The 18878-nt window shown below is 72.3% G+C and carries 17 protein-coding genes and 1 pseudogene; 14 read left to right on the forward strand and 4 right to left on the reverse strand.

All coding sequences use genetic code 11. The features are described 5' to 3' along the window. Nucleotides 1-3: 3 nt before the first annotated feature. Together AB0L06_RS36465 and AB0L06_RS36470 are read right to left on the reverse strand one after the other, a co-directional pair. Nucleotides 4-231 (reverse strand): DUF397 domain-containing protein, encoded by a 228-nt coding sequence (locus tag AB0L06_RS36465; protein ID WP_122198920.1) that lies wholly within the window; start codon nucleotides 229-231, stop codon nucleotides 4-6. Between the two features lie 77 nt (nucleotides 232-308). After that, nucleotides 309-1175, reverse strand: a complete 867-nt coding sequence (locus tag AB0L06_RS36470) for a Sco1979 family transcriptional regulator (RefSeq protein ID WP_500235756.1) — start codon at nucleotides 1173-1175, stop codon at nucleotides 309-311. Nucleotides 1176-1469: 294 nt separating this feature from the next. Between AB0L06_RS36470 and AB0L06_RS36475 the strand changes: the two genes are divergently transcribed. The 7 genes and pseudogenes from AB0L06_RS36475 (at nucleotide 1470) to AB0L06_RS36505 (ending at nucleotide 8860) form a co-directional block, all read left to right on the forward strand. Beyond that, complete coding sequence (locus AB0L06_RS36475) at nucleotides 1470-2117, forward strand: ATP-binding protein (RefSeq protein ID WP_500235757.1); 648 nt, start codon at nucleotides 1470-1472, stop codon at nucleotides 2115-2117. A gap of 137 nt (nucleotides 2118-2254) precedes the next feature. Further along, nucleotides 2255-2638, forward strand: coding sequence for an STAS domain-containing protein (locus AB0L06_RS36480; RefSeq protein WP_500235758.1), 384 nt, complete (start codon nucleotides 2255-2257; stop codon nucleotides 2636-2638). A 265-nt stretch (nucleotides 2639-2903) separates the two neighbouring features. Beyond that, nucleotides 2904-4163: a M16 family metallopeptidase gene (locus tag AB0L06_RS36485; protein ID WP_500235759.1), complete on the forward strand. Its 1260-nt coding sequence runs from the start codon at nucleotides 2904-2906 to the stop codon at nucleotides 4161-4163. Further along, nucleotides 4160-5518, forward strand: coding sequence for a M16 family metallopeptidase (locus AB0L06_RS36490; RefSeq protein WP_500235760.1), 1359 nt, complete (start codon nucleotides 4160-4162; stop codon nucleotides 5516-5518). The genes AB0L06_RS36485 and AB0L06_RS36490 overlap by 4 nt, the downstream gene beginning before the upstream one ends. An 85-nt stretch (nucleotides 5519-5603) precedes the next feature. Beyond that, nucleotides 5604-6185, forward strand: a pseudogene (locus AB0L06_RS36495) (sporulation protein); the annotation flags it as partial. Between the two features lie 1155 nt (nucleotides 6186-7340). Then, entirely contained in the window at nucleotides 7341-7544 is a 204-nt protein-coding gene (locus AB0L06_RS36500; protein ID WP_500235865.1) for a hypothetical protein, read from the forward strand. A 404-nt stretch (nucleotides 7545-7948) separates the two neighbouring features. Continuing rightward, the gene (locus tag AB0L06_RS36505; RefSeq protein ID WP_500235761.1) at nucleotides 7949-8860 is read left to right on the forward strand and encodes a hypothetical protein; all 912 of its coding nucleotides are present in this window, start codon (nucleotides 7949-7951) and stop codon (nucleotides 8858-8860) included. A 63-nt stretch (nucleotides 8861-8923) separates the two neighbouring features. Here the strand turns inward: AB0L06_RS36505 and AB0L06_RS36510 are convergent, their stop codons facing one another. Next, complete coding sequence (locus AB0L06_RS36510) at nucleotides 8924-10693, reverse strand: hypothetical protein (protein WP_500235762.1); 1770 nt, start codon at nucleotides 10691-10693, stop codon at nucleotides 8924-8926. A gap of 1147 nt (nucleotides 10694-11840) precedes the next feature. After that, a complete protein-coding gene (locus AB0L06_RS36515; RefSeq protein WP_500235763.1) occupies nucleotides 11841-12722 on the reverse strand; it encodes a hypothetical protein in 882 nt (293 codons plus the stop codon). A 410-nt stretch (nucleotides 12723-13132) separates the two neighbouring features. On the opposite strand from AB0L06_RS36515, the gene AB0L06_RS36520 reads away from it, so the two are divergent. The 7 genes from AB0L06_RS36520 (at nucleotide 13133) to AB0L06_RS36550 (ending at nucleotide 18794) form a co-directional block, all read left to right on the forward strand. Beyond that, nucleotides 13133-13795: a DUF4097 family beta strand repeat-containing protein gene (locus tag AB0L06_RS36520; RefSeq protein WP_500235764.1), complete on the forward strand. Its 663-nt coding sequence runs from the start codon at nucleotides 13133-13135 to the stop codon at nucleotides 13793-13795. Nucleotides 13796-13832: 37 nt separating this feature from the next. Next, nucleotides 13833-14801 carry an ATP-binding cassette domain-containing protein gene (locus AB0L06_RS36525; RefSeq protein WP_500235765.1) on the forward strand — a complete coding sequence of 323 codons (969 nt, stop codon included), beginning with the start codon at nucleotides 13833-13835 and terminating at the stop codon, nucleotides 14799-14801. Next, nucleotides 14798-15571, forward strand: coding sequence for an ABC transporter permease (locus AB0L06_RS36530; RefSeq protein WP_500235766.1), 774 nt, complete (start codon nucleotides 14798-14800; stop codon nucleotides 15569-15571). The genes AB0L06_RS36525 and AB0L06_RS36530 overlap by 4 nt, the downstream gene beginning before the upstream one ends. A 574-nt stretch (nucleotides 15572-16145) precedes the next feature. After that, on the forward strand, nucleotides 16146-16748 hold the full coding sequence (locus tag AB0L06_RS36535; protein WP_500235767.1) for a sigma-70 family RNA polymerase sigma factor: 603 nt from the start codon (nucleotides 16146-16148) through the stop codon (nucleotides 16746-16748). Between the two features lie 243 nt (nucleotides 16749-16991). After that, a complete protein-coding gene (locus tag AB0L06_RS36540; protein WP_500235768.1) occupies nucleotides 16992-17453 on the forward strand; it encodes an SSI family serine proteinase inhibitor in 462 nt (153 codons plus the stop codon). Nucleotides 17454-17604: 151 nt separating this feature from the next. Beyond that, a complete protein-coding gene (locus AB0L06_RS36545) occupies nucleotides 17605-18018 on the forward strand; it encodes a CBS domain-containing protein (protein WP_500235769.1) in 414 nt (137 codons plus the stop codon). Between the two features lie 44 nt (nucleotides 18019-18062). Further along, nucleotides 18063-18794, forward strand: a complete 732-nt coding sequence (locus tag AB0L06_RS36550) for an ANTAR domain-containing protein (protein WP_500235770.1) — start codon at nucleotides 18063-18065, stop codon at nucleotides 18792-18794. Nucleotides 18795-18878: the final 84 nt, after the last annotated feature.

An 18878-nucleotide genomic window follows, 5' to 3' on the forward strand; every position in this document is an offset into this window, starting at 1 on the left:
GTGTCAGTTGTCGGACGGTGCGATGAGGTGATCGAAGTCGCCGTCCTTGGCGCCGAGGATCAGCGCCTCGATCTCAGGACGGGTGTAGATGAGGGCGGGGCCCTCCGGATGGCGCGAGTTTCGCATGGCGACACGGTCGCCTGGGAGTTCCGCGATCTCGACGCAGTTTCCTTGGGAGTTGCTGCGGCGCGACTTCAGCCAGCGCGCACCGCGCAGACTGGTCGCCGGCATCCCGTTCTTGTAGGGGAAGTGGACGGCGTGTGGCCGACCGTCACCGGTCGGGAGCAGGGGCTCGTCGGTCGGGAGCATCATGTCTCTCTGAGGAAATCACCGAGAAGCTCGACGGTGTGCTCCGGGGTCGCACTGTCGACGGACAGGCGCTCCATGGCCTGGAGATACGTGTCGACGTCGTCGCGCTTGTCGAGGTACATCGCGCCGGTGAGGCTCTCCACGTACACCACGTCCGGAAGGTCCTGTTCGGGGAACCGGAGGATGGTGAACGCGCCGCCCTCAGCGGCGTGCGCGCCGAACTTGAACGGCATGACCTGGATGGTGACGTTCGGCAGCTTGGACACCTCGATGAGGTGCTCGATCTGGCCGCGCATCACCTCCGGGCCGCCGATCGGCCGTTTCAGCGCGCTCTCGTCCAGGACGGCCCACAGCCTGGGCGCGTCCGGAGCGGTGAGCCGTTCCTGACGCTGCAGGCGCAGGCTCACGCGTTGTTCGATCTCGCTTTCGGGTGCGCCCGCGTTGCCCTGCTGGATGATGGCCCGCGCGTAGCCCTCCGACTGCAGCAGCCCCGGAACGAACTGCAGCTCGTAGGTGCGGATGAGCGCCGCCGACTCCTCCAGACCGACATAGGTCTGGAACCAGTTCGGCAGGACGTCGGTGTAGCGGTGCCACCAGCCCGGCGTGTTCGCGTCGCGGGCGAGTTGCAGCAGTGCGTGCCGCTCCCCCGCGTCGTCCACGCCGTACAGGGTGAGCAGGTCTTCAACGTCGCGTTCCTTGAAGCTGACCCGCCCCAGCTCCAGTCGGCTGATCTTGGACTCGGACGCGCGGATGACATAACCCGCGTCCTGGCGGCTCACGCCCTTCGCCTCACGCAGGCGACGGAGCTGTGAACCGAGCAGGATGCGGCGGACCGTTGATCCGGTACCCGGCGTCTCTGGAGCCACGCCCAACCTCCCGGCCGTTCTGGCGGACAGCGAACCTAGTGTGCCACCGCCCGGCGCGCTACGCCGGGGGGTGCGGGGAGCGTGCTCCCCTTTCGACTTTCGACCTTGGAATCCGTCGCCCGGACACCTCCTGTTCCGACCTGCTTCGTTGTGCTCTGGAGCGTGCAGGCGTCAGATGCACGTGCATCTGGCGATGCATTTGCCCCTTGCATTCGCACGCTACGATGCGCAGGATAACGCACGAGACTTCCGAGCCATGGCTGCACAACGAGATCACTCTGCGGGGTCCCGGGAATGACGTCACGCCACGCGCACGACGACACGCGCTGGAGGGTCGAGTCCGCCGCGCGCGCAGCGTCCTCAGCGCCCTCCGCCATGCCGCCTGCCACGCCCTCGGGCGCGCCCGCGGCGACCGTCCCGGAGGCCGCAGACCTCCCGCCGAATCTGGACCACGCCCTGCGTGACCTGGTCCTTCCGGGCGGGAACGCGGTGACCTTCACCGTCCTGCCCGACCCCGAGTCAGTCACCGCGGCACGCCACTTCACGCTCACCCGGCTGACCGAGTGGGGCCTGGCCCCGCTGGGCGACGACGTCGGGCTGGTCGTCTCCGAACTGGTCACCAACGCGCTGCGGCACAGCGGCGGGACCAGTTCCTGGTGGACGAGCCCGGACGGGCACCGCGGCGACGTGCACGAGTTCGGGGACGCCGCCGACCCGCTGTGCTCGGCCCCCACCGCCATCCGGCTCCGGCTCCTGCACCAGGCGGACTGGCTACTGTGCGGCATCTTCGACGCCAGTTCCGACGGTCCTCGCCGTAAGGAGCCCGACTACATCGCCGAAACGGGGCGCGGCCTCCACCTCGTGGATTCGTTCAGCTCGAGCTGGGGCTGGTCGTCCCTGCCCTTCGGCAAGGTCGTCTGGGCGCTCTTCCAGACGACCTGACCGGACCGTCCCCGGACGGCCCCCACCTGGGGAACGTCCGCCGCACGGCCCGTCCCAGCGGCGGGGTTCACCGGCGGGATAACCGGCGGTTCCCCGGGTATAGCCATCACCCATCAAAGCGCTGACAGGGAGTGGTCGTGGAATTCGCGGTCGAACATCGGGTCGTGCAGGACCTCACCGTGGTCAAGATCAGCGGCGAGATCGACGTGTTCACCAGCCCGCGCCTCCGTGAGAGCCTGCTCGACATCATCGACAACGGCGGGCTGCACCTCGTGGTCGACCTCGGGGAGGTGACCTTCCTGGACTCCACCGGACTCGGCGTGCTCGTCGGCATCTACCACCGCCTGCGCGCGCGAGACGGCTCCATGTCCTTCATGGGCGTCAACGAGCGGGTCCGCCGGGTCTTCCACGTCACCCAGCTCACCAAGATCTTCGTCCTGCACAAGACCTTCGAGGACGCGCTGGCCGCGTACCAGGCCGCCGCCTCGTCCCCGTCCCGCGGAAACTCGTCCGGCCCCTGACGCAGCACCCGCGGTCCAGCCCCTGACGAAGCGCCCGCGGTCCAGCCCGTGATGGAGCACTCGCGGTCCGGTTCCTTACAGAGCGCTCGCGGTCTGGTTCCTTGCGGCGCGTTCGCGCGACTCCGATTTCCCGTGTGTTCCCGCGCGGCTTCGCGCGCGTGAGGGGAAGTCCCAGCCGGTACGGTGAATCCGGGGATCAAGCCCGCTGCCGGGCGGGCTGCGACGTTTCCCCCGGAACCGATCACCGACCGGACGGGAGCACTTCGTGGCCGAACAGCCGCTGCACGAGCACACGCTCGGCAATGGCCTGCGGGTGGTGGTCTGCGAGGACCATGTAGTACCGCTGGCCGCCGTCAACATCTGGTACGGCGTGGGCTCGCGGCACGAGCACGCAGGCCGCACGGGCCTCGCCCACCTCTTCGAGCACCTGATGTTCCAGGGCTCGGGGAACGTCGCCGAGGGCGAGCACGCCGCGCTGCTGGAGGCCGCCGGGGCGTCCTTCAACGCCAGCACGTCCTTCGAGCGCACCAACTACTACGAGACCGTCCCGGTGAGCCACCTCGAGCTCGCGCTGTGGCTGGAGGCCGACCGCATGGGGACGCTCCCCGCGGCGCTCACCCAGGCGAACCTGGACAACCAGCGGGACGTGGTGAAGAACGAACGCCGCCAGCGCTACGACAACCAGCCCTACGGGACGGCGTTCGAGCGCCTGTGCAGCCTGACGTTCCCGTCCGGCCACCCGTACGCGCACACGCCGATCGGGTCCATGGAGGACCTGGACGCGACGACGCTCAAGGACTGCACGGACTTCTTCGGCACCTGGTACGCGCCGCACAACGCGGTGCTGTCGATCGTCGGCGACGTCGACCCCGAGGAGACGCTGAGCGCCGTCGAGAGGTACTTCGGCGGCATCCCGGCGGGTCCGGCCACCCCCGGGGCGCGTCCGGGTGATCTCGGGCCGCTCAGCGGCGTCAGGGTCGAGGCCGTGGACGAGGACGTGCCGTCTCCCGCGTACTTCGCGATGTTCACGCTGCCGACGGACGGCGGCGACGAGATCGAGGCGGCCGAGATGGCCGCCGAGGTGCTCGGCGGCGGGTCCGGTTCGCGGCTGTACGACCGGATGGTCCGCCGCGACCAGATCGCCACCGAGGTGTGGGCGGGCGTCACCCGGCTCGCGGACGGCCCGTCCCTCGCGCTCGTCGAGGCCGTCGGCCCGGACGTGGAGAAGATCTCCGCCGTGCTGGACGAGGAGCTGACCCGGTTCGCGGCCGAGGGCCCGACCGAGGAGGAGGCCGCGCGCGCGACCGCGCAGGCCGAGCGCGGCTTCCTGGAGCGCACCGAGACCGTCACCGGCCTCGCCAACGCGCTCTCGCAGAACGCGACCCAGTTCGGCGACGCGTCCCGGGTGTTCACCGCCCCCGCGCGCGCAGCGGCCGTCACGGGCGACCAGATCAAGCAGATGGCGGGCCGCTGGCTGGCGCCGGGCGCCCGCACCGCGCTCACCTACGGAGGTGCGTCCAAGTGACCGAGACGGTGAGGCTCGCCGAGCGGCCCGTCCCCGGGCCGTTCCCGGCCTGGGAGTTCCCCTCCGCGGCGGCCGGCCAGGTGCCGTCCGGTCCCGGGACGCTGCGCTGCGAACTGCCGGGCCGTCGCCTGGCGGCCGTCCGGCTCGTGCTGGACGCGGGCGCGGGACGTGAAGGCTCCGACCAGGACGGCGTCGCCACGCTCACCGCGCGCGCGTTCCTGGAGGGCACCAAGGCCGGTGGCGGCACGGCCCTGACGAACGCGTTCGAGCGTCTCGGCGCGTCCCTGTACGCGTCGGCCGACCTGACCGCCCTGCGCATCGCCCTGGACGCTCCGGTGACGCGTCTCGCCCAAGCGCTGGAACTGCTCGGCGAGGTCCTGCGCGGGCCCGCGCTGGCCGACTCGGACGTCCGGCGCCTGGTGAACGAGCGGCTGGAGGAGATCGCTCAGGAGGACGCCGACCCGGGCTCGCGCGCGGCGCGCGAACTGCGCGCGGTCCTGTTCCCCGCCGAGGCGCGCGCGTCGCGCCCGACCGGGGGCTCGCGCGCGTCCGTCGAAGGGCTGACCGGCGACGCCGTCCGCGCCTACTTCGGCTCGATCGTCCCGGCCGAGGCCACCGCGGTCGTCGCCGGCGACATCGCGGGCACCGACGTCGAGGCGACCCTCGCGGACGCGCTCACCGGCTGGGCGTCGTCCGGCACGGCGCTTCCGGTCGCCGACACCATCGCGCCCGTGAACGAGCCGCGCATCGTCATCGTGGACCGTCCCGGCTCCGTCCAGACGTACCTGAATATCAGCCACAGCGTCCCGGACCGCACGAGCCCCGACTGGCCGCTGCTGTCGGTCGCGGCCCACGTCCTCGGCGGTGGCCTGACGTCCCGGCTGAACGCCGTCCTGCGCGAGGAGAAGGGCTACACCTACGGCGTGCGCACGGGGATCCTGCGGATGCCGTACTGCGGCGTGTTCGTGACGCAGGGCTCGGTCCACACCGAGGTGACCGGCGACGCCGTCGCGGACGCCCTGACCCAGCTGCGCTCCATCGGCGAGCGCGGCGTCGAGGCGGACGAGGCGACCGCCGCGATCAGCGCCCTCGCCGACCGCGCGCCCGGGGAGTACGAGACGTCCCGCGCGGTGGCCGCCGAACTCGCCGACGCGTCCGCGAGCGGCCTCGGCGCGGACTACCCGTCCCGCTACCTGGCCGCCGTGCGCGCCGCGACGCCCGAGTCGGTCGCGCGCGCGTACACGACCCACGTCGACACCGAGCGCCTCACCGTTATCGCGGTCGGCGACGCGTCGCAGATCCGCGAGCCTCTGGAGAAGCTCGGGTACGCGACCGTGAGCGTGACGGCGAAGTAGTTATCCACAGTCCCGGCGGCCGTTCGGCCGCCGGGGCCGCTGGGCGTAGTGTGCCGCTTGTCGGAAGACGAGAGGAGATCATCCAGTGGGATACGCGGGACCGTCGGTGGACACCGTCCTGGCCGAGCAGCAATGCGCGCCCGGCGGCGTCGTGGCGGGCAACGTCCACCTGGGCGGCGGGGCCGCCCCCACCGACGTCCGGAACGTCACGATCGCGCTCATGCCGCGCACGCGCGATCCACAGGGCCGCGACATCGCCGGTCCCGAGGTGTACCGGGGTGCGCTCACCCGCTCCTTCATGCTCGGCCCCGGCGAGGAGCGGACGCTGCCGTTCTCCATCCCGCTGCCGTACGAGCTGCCGTTCACCACCGTCCTCGGTCACGAACTGCCCGGCTTCACCCTCGGGCTGTGCACCGAGGTCGACGTCCGCGGCGCGCCCGACCTGGGCGACGTCGACCCCATCTCGGTCGAGCCGCTGCGATCCCAGCAGTGGGTCCTCCAGGCCGCCGCGCGCATGGGCTTCACCATCACCACGGTCACGTTCCGGACGTCCAAGGTGGGGGGCCTGTCCCAGCAGCTCCCCTTCCACCAGGAGATCCAGCTCGCCCCGCCGCCGCAGCACCGCGGCCGCATCGAGGGCGTCGGGCTCACCTTCATCGCCAGCCCGTCCATGATGGGCTTCAAGCTCCGCGCCCGTGGCCGCTCAGCCCCTCAGGACGACTCCTACGGCGTCTTCGCCGTCGAGCACCCCGAATCCGGCGAGAGCGACTGGACGTCCCTGCTCACCGACTGGCTCGAGTCCGCCGTCGCCCTCCCCCCGAACCTCGACCACTCACCCGGCGCGCCGCCCCCGCAGGGGGCCCACTCCCCCGCGCCCGCAGGCGGCCCTCCGGCCCTCCCGCCGGGCTTCGGCCCAGGACCTGGAGCAGCCGCATCCGGCATGCCGCCGGGCCCGGGCCCCGTCCCTCCGGGCCTCCCGGGAATGCCTCCAGGTGGCCCCGCCGCCCCCGGTCTAGGCGGTCCGTTCGCTCCTGCGGCTCCCGGCCCTGGCGGCCCGATGCCTGGCGGACCGATGCCTGGTCCTGGTCCCATGCCTGGGGCTGGTCCCATGCCTGGACCGGGCGGTCCGGGGCCTGCGGCGCCCGGCCCGGCGTTCGGTCCCGGCGCGCCCGCGCCTGCCTTCGGGGCGGGCATGGGGATGCCGGGCATGCCTCCGAACCCGGTCGGTCCGGGCGGCCCTCCGATGCCTCCGGGCGTAGGAATGCCTCCTGGTCCCGGGATTCCGCAGGGCCCAGGCGTTCCACCTGGTCCAGGGATGCCCCCGGGTGCGGGGATGCCTGCCGGCCCGGCGCCCTTCGGGGCTCCTCCGCTTCCGCCGGGTCCAGGTGGTCCGGGCGCAGGCCCTGGGGCGCCGGGTATGCCTCCGGCGGCCCATGGTGTTCCCGGTGTGCCGCCTCCCGGTCCCATGGGGCCTGGAGGAGGGGCCGTTCCGCCCGGTCCGATGCCCGGCCCGAACGGGCCCATGCCCGTCCCGGGGCCTGGACAGGGCCCTCAGGGGGCACCGTTCCCAGGGGGCGGCCCTGTTCCGCCCGGTTCGCCGCCCTTTCCCGGTGCGCCTCCGCACCGCGCCGGGCAGCCTGGGCCTGGTCCCGGCATGCCCGCGTACCCGCCGCCTCCCGGTCGCCCTGGCGGAGCCGTTCCTCCTGGAGCCATGCCGGGGCCTCCTCCCGGAGCGCCTCTGCCGCCGCCTCCGCTGGGCGCACCGCCGATGCCGCCTGGGCCCGGAATGCCTCCGCCACCGATGGCACCGTACCCACCGGCCATGCACGGTGCGCCGATGTACGCCCACGGTCATCACCACCACGGGCATTACGGCGCTTCCTATCACCCGGGTGCGGAGGTGGCCGCCGCGGGCGCGATCATCGCGGGCGGCATCGTCGCCGGAGCCGCCGCCCATGTGGCGGCGCACGTCGTGGTGGACAGCGCCGCCGACGCGTTCATCGACATGCTCGACCTCTTCGGCTAGCCCACCCGCAAGGAGCGAGCAGCAGCGCCACGTCCGACGACTCCTCGACATGATCCGCGCATGACCCACGAGACCTCCTGAATGCGCTCCCGGTGCGTCCGGCACCGGGAGCCGTGGGAACAGCGCGTCCGGTACCAGGAGCTGTGGGAACGGTGCGTCCGGTAGCCGTGGGAACGGGCGTTCGGGGTGTCGGCGCTTGCGTCTTCGAGTCCGTCCGGATGCGGACGAGCCGGTGACCGGGGTGTGGACTGTCCGGAACCAGGGTTCGGGGTGTCCGTTGTGGGGGCCGGGCGGGAAACAGACCAGGAAATGGTCGTGTGATTCGGACGAGATCCCTTCCGACTGGGGTTAGTTCGGTCTCGGGTGGTTAGGTTGAGGGCGGTGCCCGCCCCCGAGGGAGCTGTATGACCACCACAGTGATCCTGGTGCTGCTATGCCTGGCGATCGCCGGGCGCGAACTGTACTTGGCGTCCGACAAGCGACTCCCCCGCGCACAGGCGGAGCTGCGTGAACTGCGTGACCGGGTGGTCGAGCTCACCCGACGGCAGGACGCGATGCGCGCCGACCTGGACCAGTCCGTCCAGGGGCCGCCGCCGGAGGCGCTTCCTCAGCCCGTCGTGGGCGGCGAAGCGTCGCCCGAGCTGGTCGGGCATCTCGAGGCGCTGGCCGATCGCGTGGACCGGGCCGAGAAGGAACTCGGCATGCTGTCCGGGCGGGTCGCCGAGATGGAGCTCGACCGCGAGGCGCAGCGCGCGCTCGCCCGTTCCCTGGACGTCGTCGAGCAGGACGTCCGGGAACTGCACCAGGAGATGCTCGACCGGCTCGCGTCCGAGAAGGGCGTCGTCTCCGGGGTCGTCCTGAGCGAGGAGGGCGAGGCGGAGGCGCTGCTGGTCGAGGCGTTCGAGCGCTCCGCCGCCGAGTACGGGCTGCGGGTGCGGATCCGCGATCAGCGCGCCGCCGGAGTGGGCGGCGGCGGGTTCATGGGGACGTCCTACCACCTCTCCGGACGGCGTTCCGAGGCCCTGGCCGAGGAGATGTTCGCGTACGTGCGCGGACTGTACGACCCGCAGGATCCGTCAGGGCTGGCCGCGTTGCTCACCGAGCTGGCGCATCTTCGCGGTGACGGGCTCGTCCGGTTCGGCCTGTTCATCGCGGTCCGGGCCCACGACACTCTCCTGTGCGGGCTGCTTTCGGAGGACACCGGGTCGGCCTCGTTCGCCGAGGACGAGGACGACCCCCGGGAGCTCGTCGCCCGCATCCGCGCGCTACCCGCCGAGCGGCAGTGCGACCTGAGCTGGCTGCGTCCGGGGGAGTGACGACGGCTGCGAGGTGACGCGCCGGATGGGGTGACCCGTCCGGCGCGTCCTCGTTTCGACCGGTCAGGGGCGGACGAAGCGGGGGATCGCCACCTCCGTGCGTTCGACGCGGAAGACCAGGAGGCAGCGTGGGGTGTGCCGGTCGTCCAGGCCGAGGCACAGGCCCAGGCCGAGTCGCGGGTCGACCATGACGACGCGCCTCAGCGAACGCAGGGTGCGGCGGGCCCGCTGCCGGCTCTCGGGACGTCGCGGGTCGCGCAGGGTGTCCGCGATGATGCGGGACGCGAACCGCCACACGGCCGCCGCGTCCAGGACGCGGACACCGGCCGCGGTCAGATCCGCGACGATCACGACACCGGTGTCGTCCTCGTCGTCGCCGTGCGCCCGCCCGCGGTCGTCCTCTCCCGGTTGGTCGAAGGCCGGGCCGAACCGGGCGGAGTCGGCGGGCGGCGCGCCTTCGAGCACGTCGGACGCGGGGGTCGGGAAGTCGGTCTCGAGATCGAAGGAGCCGGCCTCGAACGGGCGGTCGTGCGGTGAACTGGGGCCGCTGACCGGACGGTGGTAGCGGAGCGGGTCGATGGTGTCCACGACCAGCGCCTGCCGGTACGGCCGGGACGCGCGCGGGCGAGGACGCCTCCCGTTGGCGGCGGTCGAATGCCAGTGCGCGCTGAGGTCCACCTCCAGTCCTGAGGGGCCCAGCCACAGCGGTATGCCGATACGCGCCACCGCTCCGCGCTCGTCCAGTGGGGCGATCTCACGCCAGATCTCGTCCGCGCTCGTCGCGAGGGTGGCGCCGACGCCCAACCCCGGGAACGCCCCTTCGAGGACGACCAGCAGCGCCTGCCATGTGGGTCCGCCCACGAAGGCTCCGACGAACTCGTCCACGAGGGCTCGGCGGGCTCGCGCGTCCAGGCGGGACATGTCCTCGGCCGGTCCGGCGGACCTCGAACGCCGCTCCCGCCACGGCAAGGAATCAGCGGTCCCGCGGTCCCGCACCGTCTCACGGACGTCCACGCTCCCGCGGTCGCGCACCGTCCCACCGTCGCGCACCGTCTCACGGTCGCGGGCGGGCTCGCGGACGCGCGGCGTCTCACGGACGTCCGCGGGCTCACGGTCACCCACGCTCCCACGGTCGCGCGCCGTCTCACGGACGTCCGTGGGCTCACGGTCGCCCACGGTCTCACGGACGTCCGTGGGCTCACGGACGCCCACGGTCTCACGGACGTCCGTGGGCTCACGGTCGCGCACAGTCTCACGGACGTCCACAGCCTCACGGCCACCCACGCTCCCACGGTCGCGCGGCGTCTCGCGGTCGCGGGCGGGCTCGCGGACGTGCGGCGGCTCGCGGTCGGGCGCGGTGATGTCCGGTCTCGTTTGAGATGGACGGCTGGGCGGCTCGGGGGCTTCGTGTGGAAGCGGAGGAGGCGTGAGGTCGTGGTCGAACCGACGGTCCGCTTCCTCGATCGGCTCGGGTTCGGGGGTGGGGTGGTCGTCGGGGAAGGCGTTGTCGTCCATGGGGTTTCGGTGGGTGCCCGGTTGCCCGGACGGGCGTTCGGCGACGGGTTCTGGGGAGCGGTGGCGTCCGCCCGCGGGAGCCGGGGTCCACACGTCCTCGGACGCGGCGACGGGCTCGGATGCGTCGGAGGGCTCTGGGGTGGAGTCCGCGCCGAGGGACGGCGGGCTCACCTCGGACGGTGGCAGGGCGGGCGAGGTCGTGGGCCCCGGAACGGCCGGGGCCTCGTCGGCGTCAGGGGGCGCGGTGTCGCGGCGGGTGACGGAGGGGCCGGTGGCCTCGGGCTTGCGCACAGTCGTCCAGAGTTCGTCGTCTTCCACGGCGGGATCACCGGCCGGGCGGGTTTCGGGAGACGCGGACGCGTGTACTGGCGCGCCGGGCCTGGGCGCGCTTCGCCATGGGTCCTGAGCGTCCGGGGCGGGCGAGGGGGGCTGTGGGACCTCGTCCTGGTGGACGTTGAGCGGTTCGTGGACGACTGTCGGCAGCGGATCGACGCGGGTGGGCGATGCCGTGGGACCGGCCGCGCCGCGCACCGTGGTCCACGGGTCGCCTTCGTTGGACGCCGACGTGTCGGTGTCCGGGGTACGCCCCGGAGTCCGTTGGGTCTCAGAGGTGCCCGGGAGGTCGGCGGACGCATGCGGCGGCAGGTCTTGTTCCCGGCCGCGGTCAGGGGTGACGGTGACCGGTGTCCAGTCGGAGGGTGGCGCGGTCCTGTCCTGTGCGGGTGGGGCGGGCGGCGGCGCTGAGGGGCTTTGGGGGGCGGGGCCCGCGGGCGGGAAGGGAACCCGCCTGGGTGAGGCGAAAGGCACGGTCGCCCCAGGCGGAGCGGGAGCCGCAGGCGGCAAGGAAGGCATCGGGCTCGCAGGCGGCGCCGGAGGCGGTGACCCCGCCGGAGGCGCAGGCGGTGACGGCGACGCCGCCGACGGCGCAGACGCGGCCGGAGGCGAGGGGGGCACGGCCGGAGGTGCGGGTGAGGGCGGTACGGGCGAAGCAGGCGCGGGTGGGCGCGGTGCGGGCGCGGGGGGCGCGCCCTGAGGCGGGGCAGGCGCGGGTGGGGGCGGTGCGGGCGCGGCAGGCGCGGGTGGAGGCGCGGCAGGCGCGGGTGGGGGTGGGGTGGGCGCGGGGGGGTGGGGGGTGGGGTGGTGAGGGGCCACGGACGGGTCGAGGGGGCGGGGGCGGCGGGGTGGGCCGCCTGCCACTCGGACGTCACCCGGGTGGGGCACCGGCGGGGACGGTCGGCGGCGGCGCGGAAGCCGGGACGCGGACGGGGGCGGGGCGGCCGGGGGCGGGACGGCGTGCGGCGGCTGGACGGGCTCGTGATCGCCGGGCTCGTCGGGCGGGCCGGGGTGGTCGCGTGGGCCGAATCTCACGTCCACGATCCTGTGCAGAGAACAAGATCGTCGGCAAGCTCTGAGCTGATCATCTTCTCCTCGGACGTCCGCCGCCGCACACGCACGACAACGGGGTTCAGGACGGACCGAAAAGCGCGGCGCAGAGGTGTTCGAGCCGGTCGGGACCGTCGTCGGCGGCGAGGACGGTCAGGACGGCGGGGACGTCGCCCTGCGGCTCGTCCAGCCTCAGCCGGACCGACACCTCCCGCAGCATCGCCTCTTCGATCCCCTGAGCTGCGGCGACGTCCTGAAGACCGACGGAGACGACCTCGGGGAGGTCGACGAAGACGGGCAGCTCGTCCGCCGGGAGGCGCTCGACCCAGAGGTCGAGGAGGCGCCGGGCCAGGCCGTTCAGCAGCCGACCCCACGTTTCGACCAGCGTCGGCGGGACGTTCTCGGTCAGCAGTTCGGGCAGACCGAAACGGGCCAGCCCGTTGGTCGTGAACCAGAAGCCGTGCGGCCCGCCGGTGTGCGGGAGCAGGATCCAGTCGGTGAGCCGGATCGTGCCGTCCGGGCCGGGGAGGGACCGTTCCAGCCGGTCCCGGCCGAGGATCTGCGGCGTGAAGACGTCCACGACGGGCATGCTCAGCGCCGTCCCGACCGCCCCGGCGACGGCGCGCGCCGCCCATTCGTGCGCGGGCGGCCACCCCGGCCGGTAGGCCGCGCGGACGGCCAGCAGATGGGACGCGGCGGACAGCGCCCCCAGCTCGGCCCGGGACGCCCCGTACGCGGCGAGCAGGTCCATCGGAAGCGGCGGGAACTCGGCGGCCGGGCGCAGGTCGAGGGTGAGCAGCGGACTGGCCAGCATCCCGAGGACCAGGTCGCGCAGGGGCGGGCGGACCAGCCGCGCCACCTGCTCACGCGCCAGTTCGCGCGGATCGGCGGGCGGTGCGGCGAGCGCCACGGCATAGGTCGCATGCAGGTTCTCCGGAACCGGCAGCGTCAGTCTCTCTCCCACAGCGCCCACTCCCCGACGACCCCGGCCCCACCGAGCCCCGGCGTCCACCCGACCGACACTACAGATCCGACGTGAGGGGCACCGAAATTCGATCTATCGCAAAAGCGACAATTTCCTACCGAGCCCCCGCCGCCGGTCACCGCGCCCACTCCACCCCCTGGAGACGACACCGCGCGACGGCCTCCCCTCGATCCCCCGGCGGCTCCGGCTTAGCGTTCACGGTCATTTCATTGCAACGTCCAGGATGACCTTCGTTGCATTGCCTCTCATGTCGTTGCAATGATTTCTCATCCTTGACCTGCGTTAACAAGATTTCAGCGCAACGAACTCATTGCCTGATCCAGAAATGCAACGTAGCGTTCGTGTTGTCGGAAACGACGAACCGCGAAACGAGCCCCAAGGAGAGAACGATGCGGAAGTTCGACACCCCCGCCCCGATCGCCGCCGTCCTGGACGTCCCCGCCGGACGCGTCCAGCTGATCGCCGCCGACCGCGCCGACACCGCCGTCGAGATCCGTCCCGCCGACGCCTCCAAGGGCCGCGACCAGAAGGCGGCCGAGCAGACCGCGGTCGACTACGCCGACGGCGTCCTGCGGATCCGGACCATGACCGGGAACCGGTACCTCGGCTCGTCCGGCGCCATCGAGGTGACCGTCCAGCTGCCCGCCGGCTCCCGGGTCGAGGCGAAGACGGCGAGCGTCGAGTTCCGGGGCGTCGGACGGCTCGGCGACGTGGCCTACGAGAGCGCGCACGGCGCGGTCAAGCTCGACGAGGCCGCGAGCCTCCGGCTCAGCACCGAGGCCGGCGACGTCACGGTCGGCCGTCTCAACGGCCCGGCCGAGATCAACACCAGCAAGGGCGACATCACCGTCACCGAGGCCGTCCGCGGCACGGTCACCCTCACCACCCGGGCCGGCGGGATCTCGGTCGGCGCCGCCGCCGGGGTCTCGGCCGCCCTCGACGCCGGCACCGGACACGGCCGCATCACCAACGACCTCAAGAACGACGGCGGCGTCGAGCTCGACATCCGCGCGACCACGTCCCACGGCGACATCACCGCCCGCAGCCTCTGACCAGGCCCACCCCCAGCTCTCCAAGGAGAACGGCATCATGACGAAGCCGGCCATCGCGGCGACCGGGCTGCGCAAGTCCTACCGCGACAAGAACGGCGAGAAGGTCGTGCTCGACGGGATCGACCTGACCGTCCCCGAAGGAACGGTCTTCTCCCTGCTCGGCCCGAACGGCGCCGGCAAGACGACCACCGTCCAGATCCTGTCCACCCTGATCCCGGCCGACGGCGGCGCCGTCGAGGTCGCCGGGCACGACCTGGCCCGCAGGCCGGACGACGTGCGGGGCGCGATCGGCGTCACCGGCCAGTACTCGGCCGTCGACAAGCTGCTCACCGGTGAGGAGAACCTGCTCCTCATGGCCGACCTGAAGCACCTGTCCCGCCGGGACGGCAGGAAGCGCGCCGCCGAGCTGCTCGAGCGGTTCGACCTGGTGGACGCGGCGCGCAAGACGGCCGGGACCTACTCCGGCGGCATGCAGCGCCGGCTCGACCTGGCGATGACCCTGGTCGGCGACCCGCGCCTGATCTTCCTGGACGAGCCGACCACCGGCCTCGACCCGCGCAGCCGCCGCTCGATGTGGCAGATCGTCCGCGAACTCGTCCGGGACGGCGTCACGATCTTCCTGACCACGCAGTACCTGGAGGAGGCCGACGAGCTCGCCGACCGGATCGCCCTGCTCGACCACGGGCGGCTGATCGCCGAGGGCACCTCCGAGGAGCTCAAGCGGCTCATTCCCGGCGGCCACGTGTCTCTGCGGTTCACGACCGACGACGCTCTCAAAAACGCGCTCGACGCGCTCGGCGCGCTCGGCCAGGGCTTCGTGGACCCGTCCGACGACGACGGGCTCACCCTGCAGATCCCCTCCGACGGCGGCGTCGCGTCCCTGCGCGACCTGCTCGCCCGCCTGGACGCGGCGGGCGTCGAACCCGCCGACCTCGGTGTGCACACCCCCGACCTCGACGACGTCTTCCTCACCCTCACCGGCCAGATGCAGGAGACCACCCGATGAGCACCCTCGCCCTCGCGATGCGCGACTCCTCCACCATGACCCGGCGGCAGCTCAAGCGCATGATCCGCTACCCGTCGATGACCGTGCAGCTGATCGTCATGCCCGTGATCATCCTGCTGCTGTTCGTGTACGTCTTCGGCGGCACCCTCGGCAAGGGGCTCGGCGGCGGACGCGACGCCTATATCAACTACGTCGTCCCCGGCATCCTGCTCATGACGGCCGCCACGGCCACGACCGGCACCGCCGTGATGGTCGCGACCGACATGACCGAGGGGATCATCGCCCGTTTCCGCACCATGCGGATCTCCCGGGCCTCGGTCCTCACCGGCCACGTCGTCGCCAGCATCGTCCAGCAGCTCCTCGGAATGGCCGCGCTCGTCGGCGTCGCCCTGGCGGTCGGCTTCCGGCCGGACGCCGGCCCCGCCGAGTGGCTGGGCGCCCTCGGGATGCTCACCCTGTTCGCCGTGGCCACCACCTGGCTGGCGGTCGCGCTCGGCCTGAAGTCCTCGACCCCCGAGGCCGCCAGCAACGCCCCGATGCCCCTGGTCTTCCTGCCCTTCCTCGGCAGCGGCTTCGTCCCGACCGACTCGATGCCGACGGTCCTGCGCTGGTTCGCCGAGTACCAGCCCTTCACCCCGATCATGGAGACCGTCCGCGGCCTGCTCCTCGGGACGCCGATCGGCCACAGCGCCGCCATCGCCATCGCCTGGTGCGCCGGCCTCACCGCCGTCTCCTACCTCTGGGCCAAGAAGACCTTCGACAAGGCGTGATCGTGAGGTGGCCGAACAGGGCCGTCGGACCACCGGGTCCGGCGGCCTGAGCCATTCTCAACACAGAGTGACAATTACATCACTCTCTGAATGCGAATAGCCGAAAAATAGGTTGCGCGGGTCGATTGAGCTCTATACCGTCCACCAAGCGTGGATCGGGACGGTAGGCCGCTTATTGTGACTGACGCCACGCAACCTTTTGGACCGTCCCAAGCGTCTTACTCAGTGAGAACGCCACCGAAATCGAGTGGACGGCTCGATCAGGCAAGGCCCGCGACGTCCCGGGAACCGGGGTCGCTCTGGCGAAGCCGATCCGGCCCACTCCCTCCCTCGGCCCACCCTCCATGCGAGGCCGAGACCCCGCCCGGCGCGAACGCTCACCCTTCTGGGAGATGTCGCGTGCACGCACGAGCCCCCGGCTCGCCGCGCACCGCGACGTGAGTCCACGCCGAACCGATCGGGCCGGTGGCCCGTACCACCGAAACACGAGGGGCGGCACGTCCGCCCGAAACGACGCGCCGACCGCGCGTCCGCCACCTGGGCCCACCCGGCCCACGACCCTCGGGGAGCGACGATGACCGCAGTGACCATGGCCGTCCGTCCACTGGACAAGAACCTCTGCCACGACGTCGACCGCTATGAGCGCGACGTCCTGCCTCTCGTCGACCCGCTCTACGCCAGCGCCGTCCGGATGACCCGGAACAGCGCCGACGCCGAGGACCTGGTGCAGGAGACGCTCGCCAAGGCGTACGTGAACTTCCACCAGTTCCAGGAGGGCACGAACCTCAAGGCTTGGCTGCACCGCATCCTCACCAACAACTTCATCAACACCTACCGCAAGAAGCAGCGCGAGCCGCAGCGCGCCGGCTCCGAGGAGCTGGAGGAGTGGCAGATCGCGCAGGCCGAGGCGCACTCGTCCGGCTTCCGGTCCGCCGAGTCCGAGGCCCTGGACCGGATCCCCGACCAGCGCGTCGTCACCGCCCTGCGCTCCCTGCCGCAGGACTTCCGGGACGCCGTCTACCTCGCGGACATCGAGGGCTACGCCTACAAGGAGATCGCGGCGATGATGGGCACCCCCATCGGCACCGTGATGTCCCGCCTGCACCGCGGCCGCAAGCAGCTGCGCGAGTCCCTCGCCGACCACCCGTCGCGCGCCACGCACGTACTGGCCGCCTGAGCCCGTTCCGCGACTCGTCGCAATCCCGCACGAGCGGCCGAAAGGGCCGCTCTCCCCTTTTCCGAGCAGCCCCACCTCCGTCGTTCGCACGAATCGCCCACCCCGGGCGTTGATCTTGGTCCCGCCATCGGCCCCGTGATGGCGGGACCTTCCCGTGTCACCGGTCTCGGCGATATCACCCACGTTCCGTAATCATTTAGATACATTGGGCGACCAATCTTCTCCGAGCGTGGGGAGTGCTTTATGAAGCACCTGGTCACCGGCGTCCTCGCAGGGGCGCTGACCATCGGGATGGCCGCGGCGCCCGCGGAAGGGGCGGTCACCGGGGCGCATGAGAGCGGCGAGGCGCGTGGGGACGTCGCGACGCACGGGGTCGAGCGGACGCGCGGCGACTCCGCGAGGACGCTCCTGCGGCTCACCCTGACCTATCCGACAGGTAACACTTCCGGGACGCGGACGGTCGTCCTGAGGTGCGATCCGCCCGGGGGAAATCATCCGGCCGCCGAGCAGGCGTGCGCGGACCTGGCCGCGTCCCACGGGGCGATCGACCACGACCCGGCGCGGAACCAGATCTGCCCGATGATCTACCGGCCGGTGATCGCGCAGGCCACCGGGCACTGGCGGGAGCGGGCCGTGCGCTTCCGGAAGCAGTACGGGAACGACTGCGTCATGCGCTCGCGCACTGGGCGCGTCTTCGCCTTCTGAACCGCCCCGCCATCTGAACCGCCTTCCCGAACGGCCCGGAGAATCCTCTCCGGGCCGTTCGGCATACCCGGCCCGACCGCGGGTAGAGCGCGCGCGTAGAGGGACATGTGCGCGAACGGAGGGACCGGCGATGTCCCCTGGAGAACCACGGGTGAGCGACGTGATGACGGCGCGGCCGCGATCGCTGCCACGCGACGCCACCCTGCACGAGGCGGCCCGGCTGATGCGGGACGAGGGCATAGGCGACGTGCTGGTCACGGTGGGCGGGCGGCTCTGCGGCATGGTCACCGACCGGGACATCGTCGTGCGCGCGCTGGCCGAGGACCTGGACGCCCGGATCACCTCGCTCGGGGAGGTCTGCACCGCCGACCTGGCGACCGTCCGGCCGGAGGACGGCACGGGCACGGCCGTCCGGCTGATGCGGGAGCGGGCCGTCCGGCGGCTCCCCGTCGTGGACGCGGCGCGGCGGCCCGTCGGGATCGTCTCGCTCGGCGACCTCGCGGGCCGGGACGGCCTTTCGGCGCCCGCGCTCGAGGAGATCTGGAGGGCGCCCCCCAACGTTTAGGCGGTCTGACCCGTTCTCTGGGGTGAGGGGATACCGTCAGGAGGGTGCCGCCCACCACCGTGTTGACCGACCGCCTCGCCGTGGAGATCGCCCGCCTCGGCGTCGTCGGCGCGTCCTCCGACGTGGGGACGCTCGCCCGTGTCGCCGAGCTCGCCGCCCAGGCGGTGCCGGGGTGCGCGGGCGCGTCCGGCGTGCGCTGGGCCGTTCCGGACGCCTCCGACGGGTCCGAGACGCCCGAGCCGCTCGCGCACGCGGCCAGCCACCCGGAGCTGGCCGAGATCACCGACCGGCAGCTCGCGCGCGGCAAGGGCCCGGTGTTCGAGGTCGTCGCCACCCGGCGGCCCCTCGCGGCGGACGACGTGCTGGCCGAGACCCGCTGGTCGGAGGCCACGTCCGACATGCTGCGGCGCGGGGTCCGCTGCTTCAGCACCACTCCGCACCACAACCCGCCGGTGCTGGTCACGCTGACCCTCTACGGGGTGGCGGCGAACAGCCTCGCCCCCGGCCAGCACGCCCTGGCCGCGCTGCTCGCCGCCCAGGGCAGCGCCGCCGTGTCGAACACCCTCCAGTACGACGAGGTGCACCGGACGGCCACCCAGCTCAAGCAGGCCGTCGAGTCCCGCGCCATCGTCGACCAGGCCAAGGGCATCCTCATGCACGCCCTCGGCTGCGACGCCGACCAGGCGTTCGCCGAGATGCGCCGGATCTCCCAGACCCGCCACCTCAAGCTCACCGCCCTCGCCCAGCGCATCGTCGGCGGACGCGGCGTCTCCTGACCCGGAGACGGGCCGTCCTTGATCTCGTCCTTCGCCAGGGGCGGCGCGGTCGGTGTGGTGGTCGTCTCAGTCGATCACCGGGCA

The organism is Spirillospora sp. NPDC052269, assembly GCF_040679435.1.
Taxonomy (GTDB): domain Bacteria; phylum Actinomycetota; class Actinomycetes; order Streptosporangiales; family Streptosporangiaceae; genus Spirillospora.

What these genes read in the sequence shown, in the direction of transcription:
- AB0L06_RS36525 (WP_500235765.1), top strand. Translation starts at nt 13,833, where the DNA reads ATGACGAAGCCGGCCATCGCGGCGACCGGGCTGCGCAAGTCCTACCGC.
- AB0L06_RS36475 (WP_500235757.1), top strand. Translation starts at nt 1,470, where the DNA reads ATGACGTCACGCCACGCGCACGACGACACGCGCTGGAGGGTCGAGTCC.
- AB0L06_RS36520 (WP_500235764.1), top strand. Translation starts at nt 13,133, where the DNA reads ATGCGGAAGTTCGACACCCCCGCCCCGATCGCCGCCGTCCTGGACGTC.
- AB0L06_RS36540 (WP_500235768.1), top strand. Translation starts at nt 16,992, where the DNA reads ATGAAGCACCTGGTCACCGGCGTCCTCGCAGGGGCGCTGACCATCGGG.
- AB0L06_RS36500 (WP_500235865.1), top strand. Translation starts at nt 7,341, where the DNA reads ATGCACGGTGCGCCGATGTACGCCCACGGTCATCACCACCACGGGCAT.
- AB0L06_RS36465 (WP_122198920.1), bottom strand. Translation starts at nt 231, where the DNA reads ATGCCGGCGACCAGTCTGCGCGGTGCGCGCTGGCTGAAGTCGCGCCGC.
- AB0L06_RS36505 (WP_500235761.1), top strand. Translation starts at nt 7,949, where the DNA reads ATGACCACCACAGTGATCCTGGTGCTGCTATGCCTGGCGATCGCCGGG.
- AB0L06_RS36535 (WP_500235767.1), top strand. Translation starts at nt 16,146, where the DNA reads ATGACCGCAGTGACCATGGCCGTCCGTCCACTGGACAAGAACCTCTGC.
- AB0L06_RS36530 (WP_500235766.1), top strand. Translation starts at nt 14,798, where the DNA reads ATGAGCACCCTCGCCCTCGCGATGCGCGACTCCTCCACCATGACCCGG.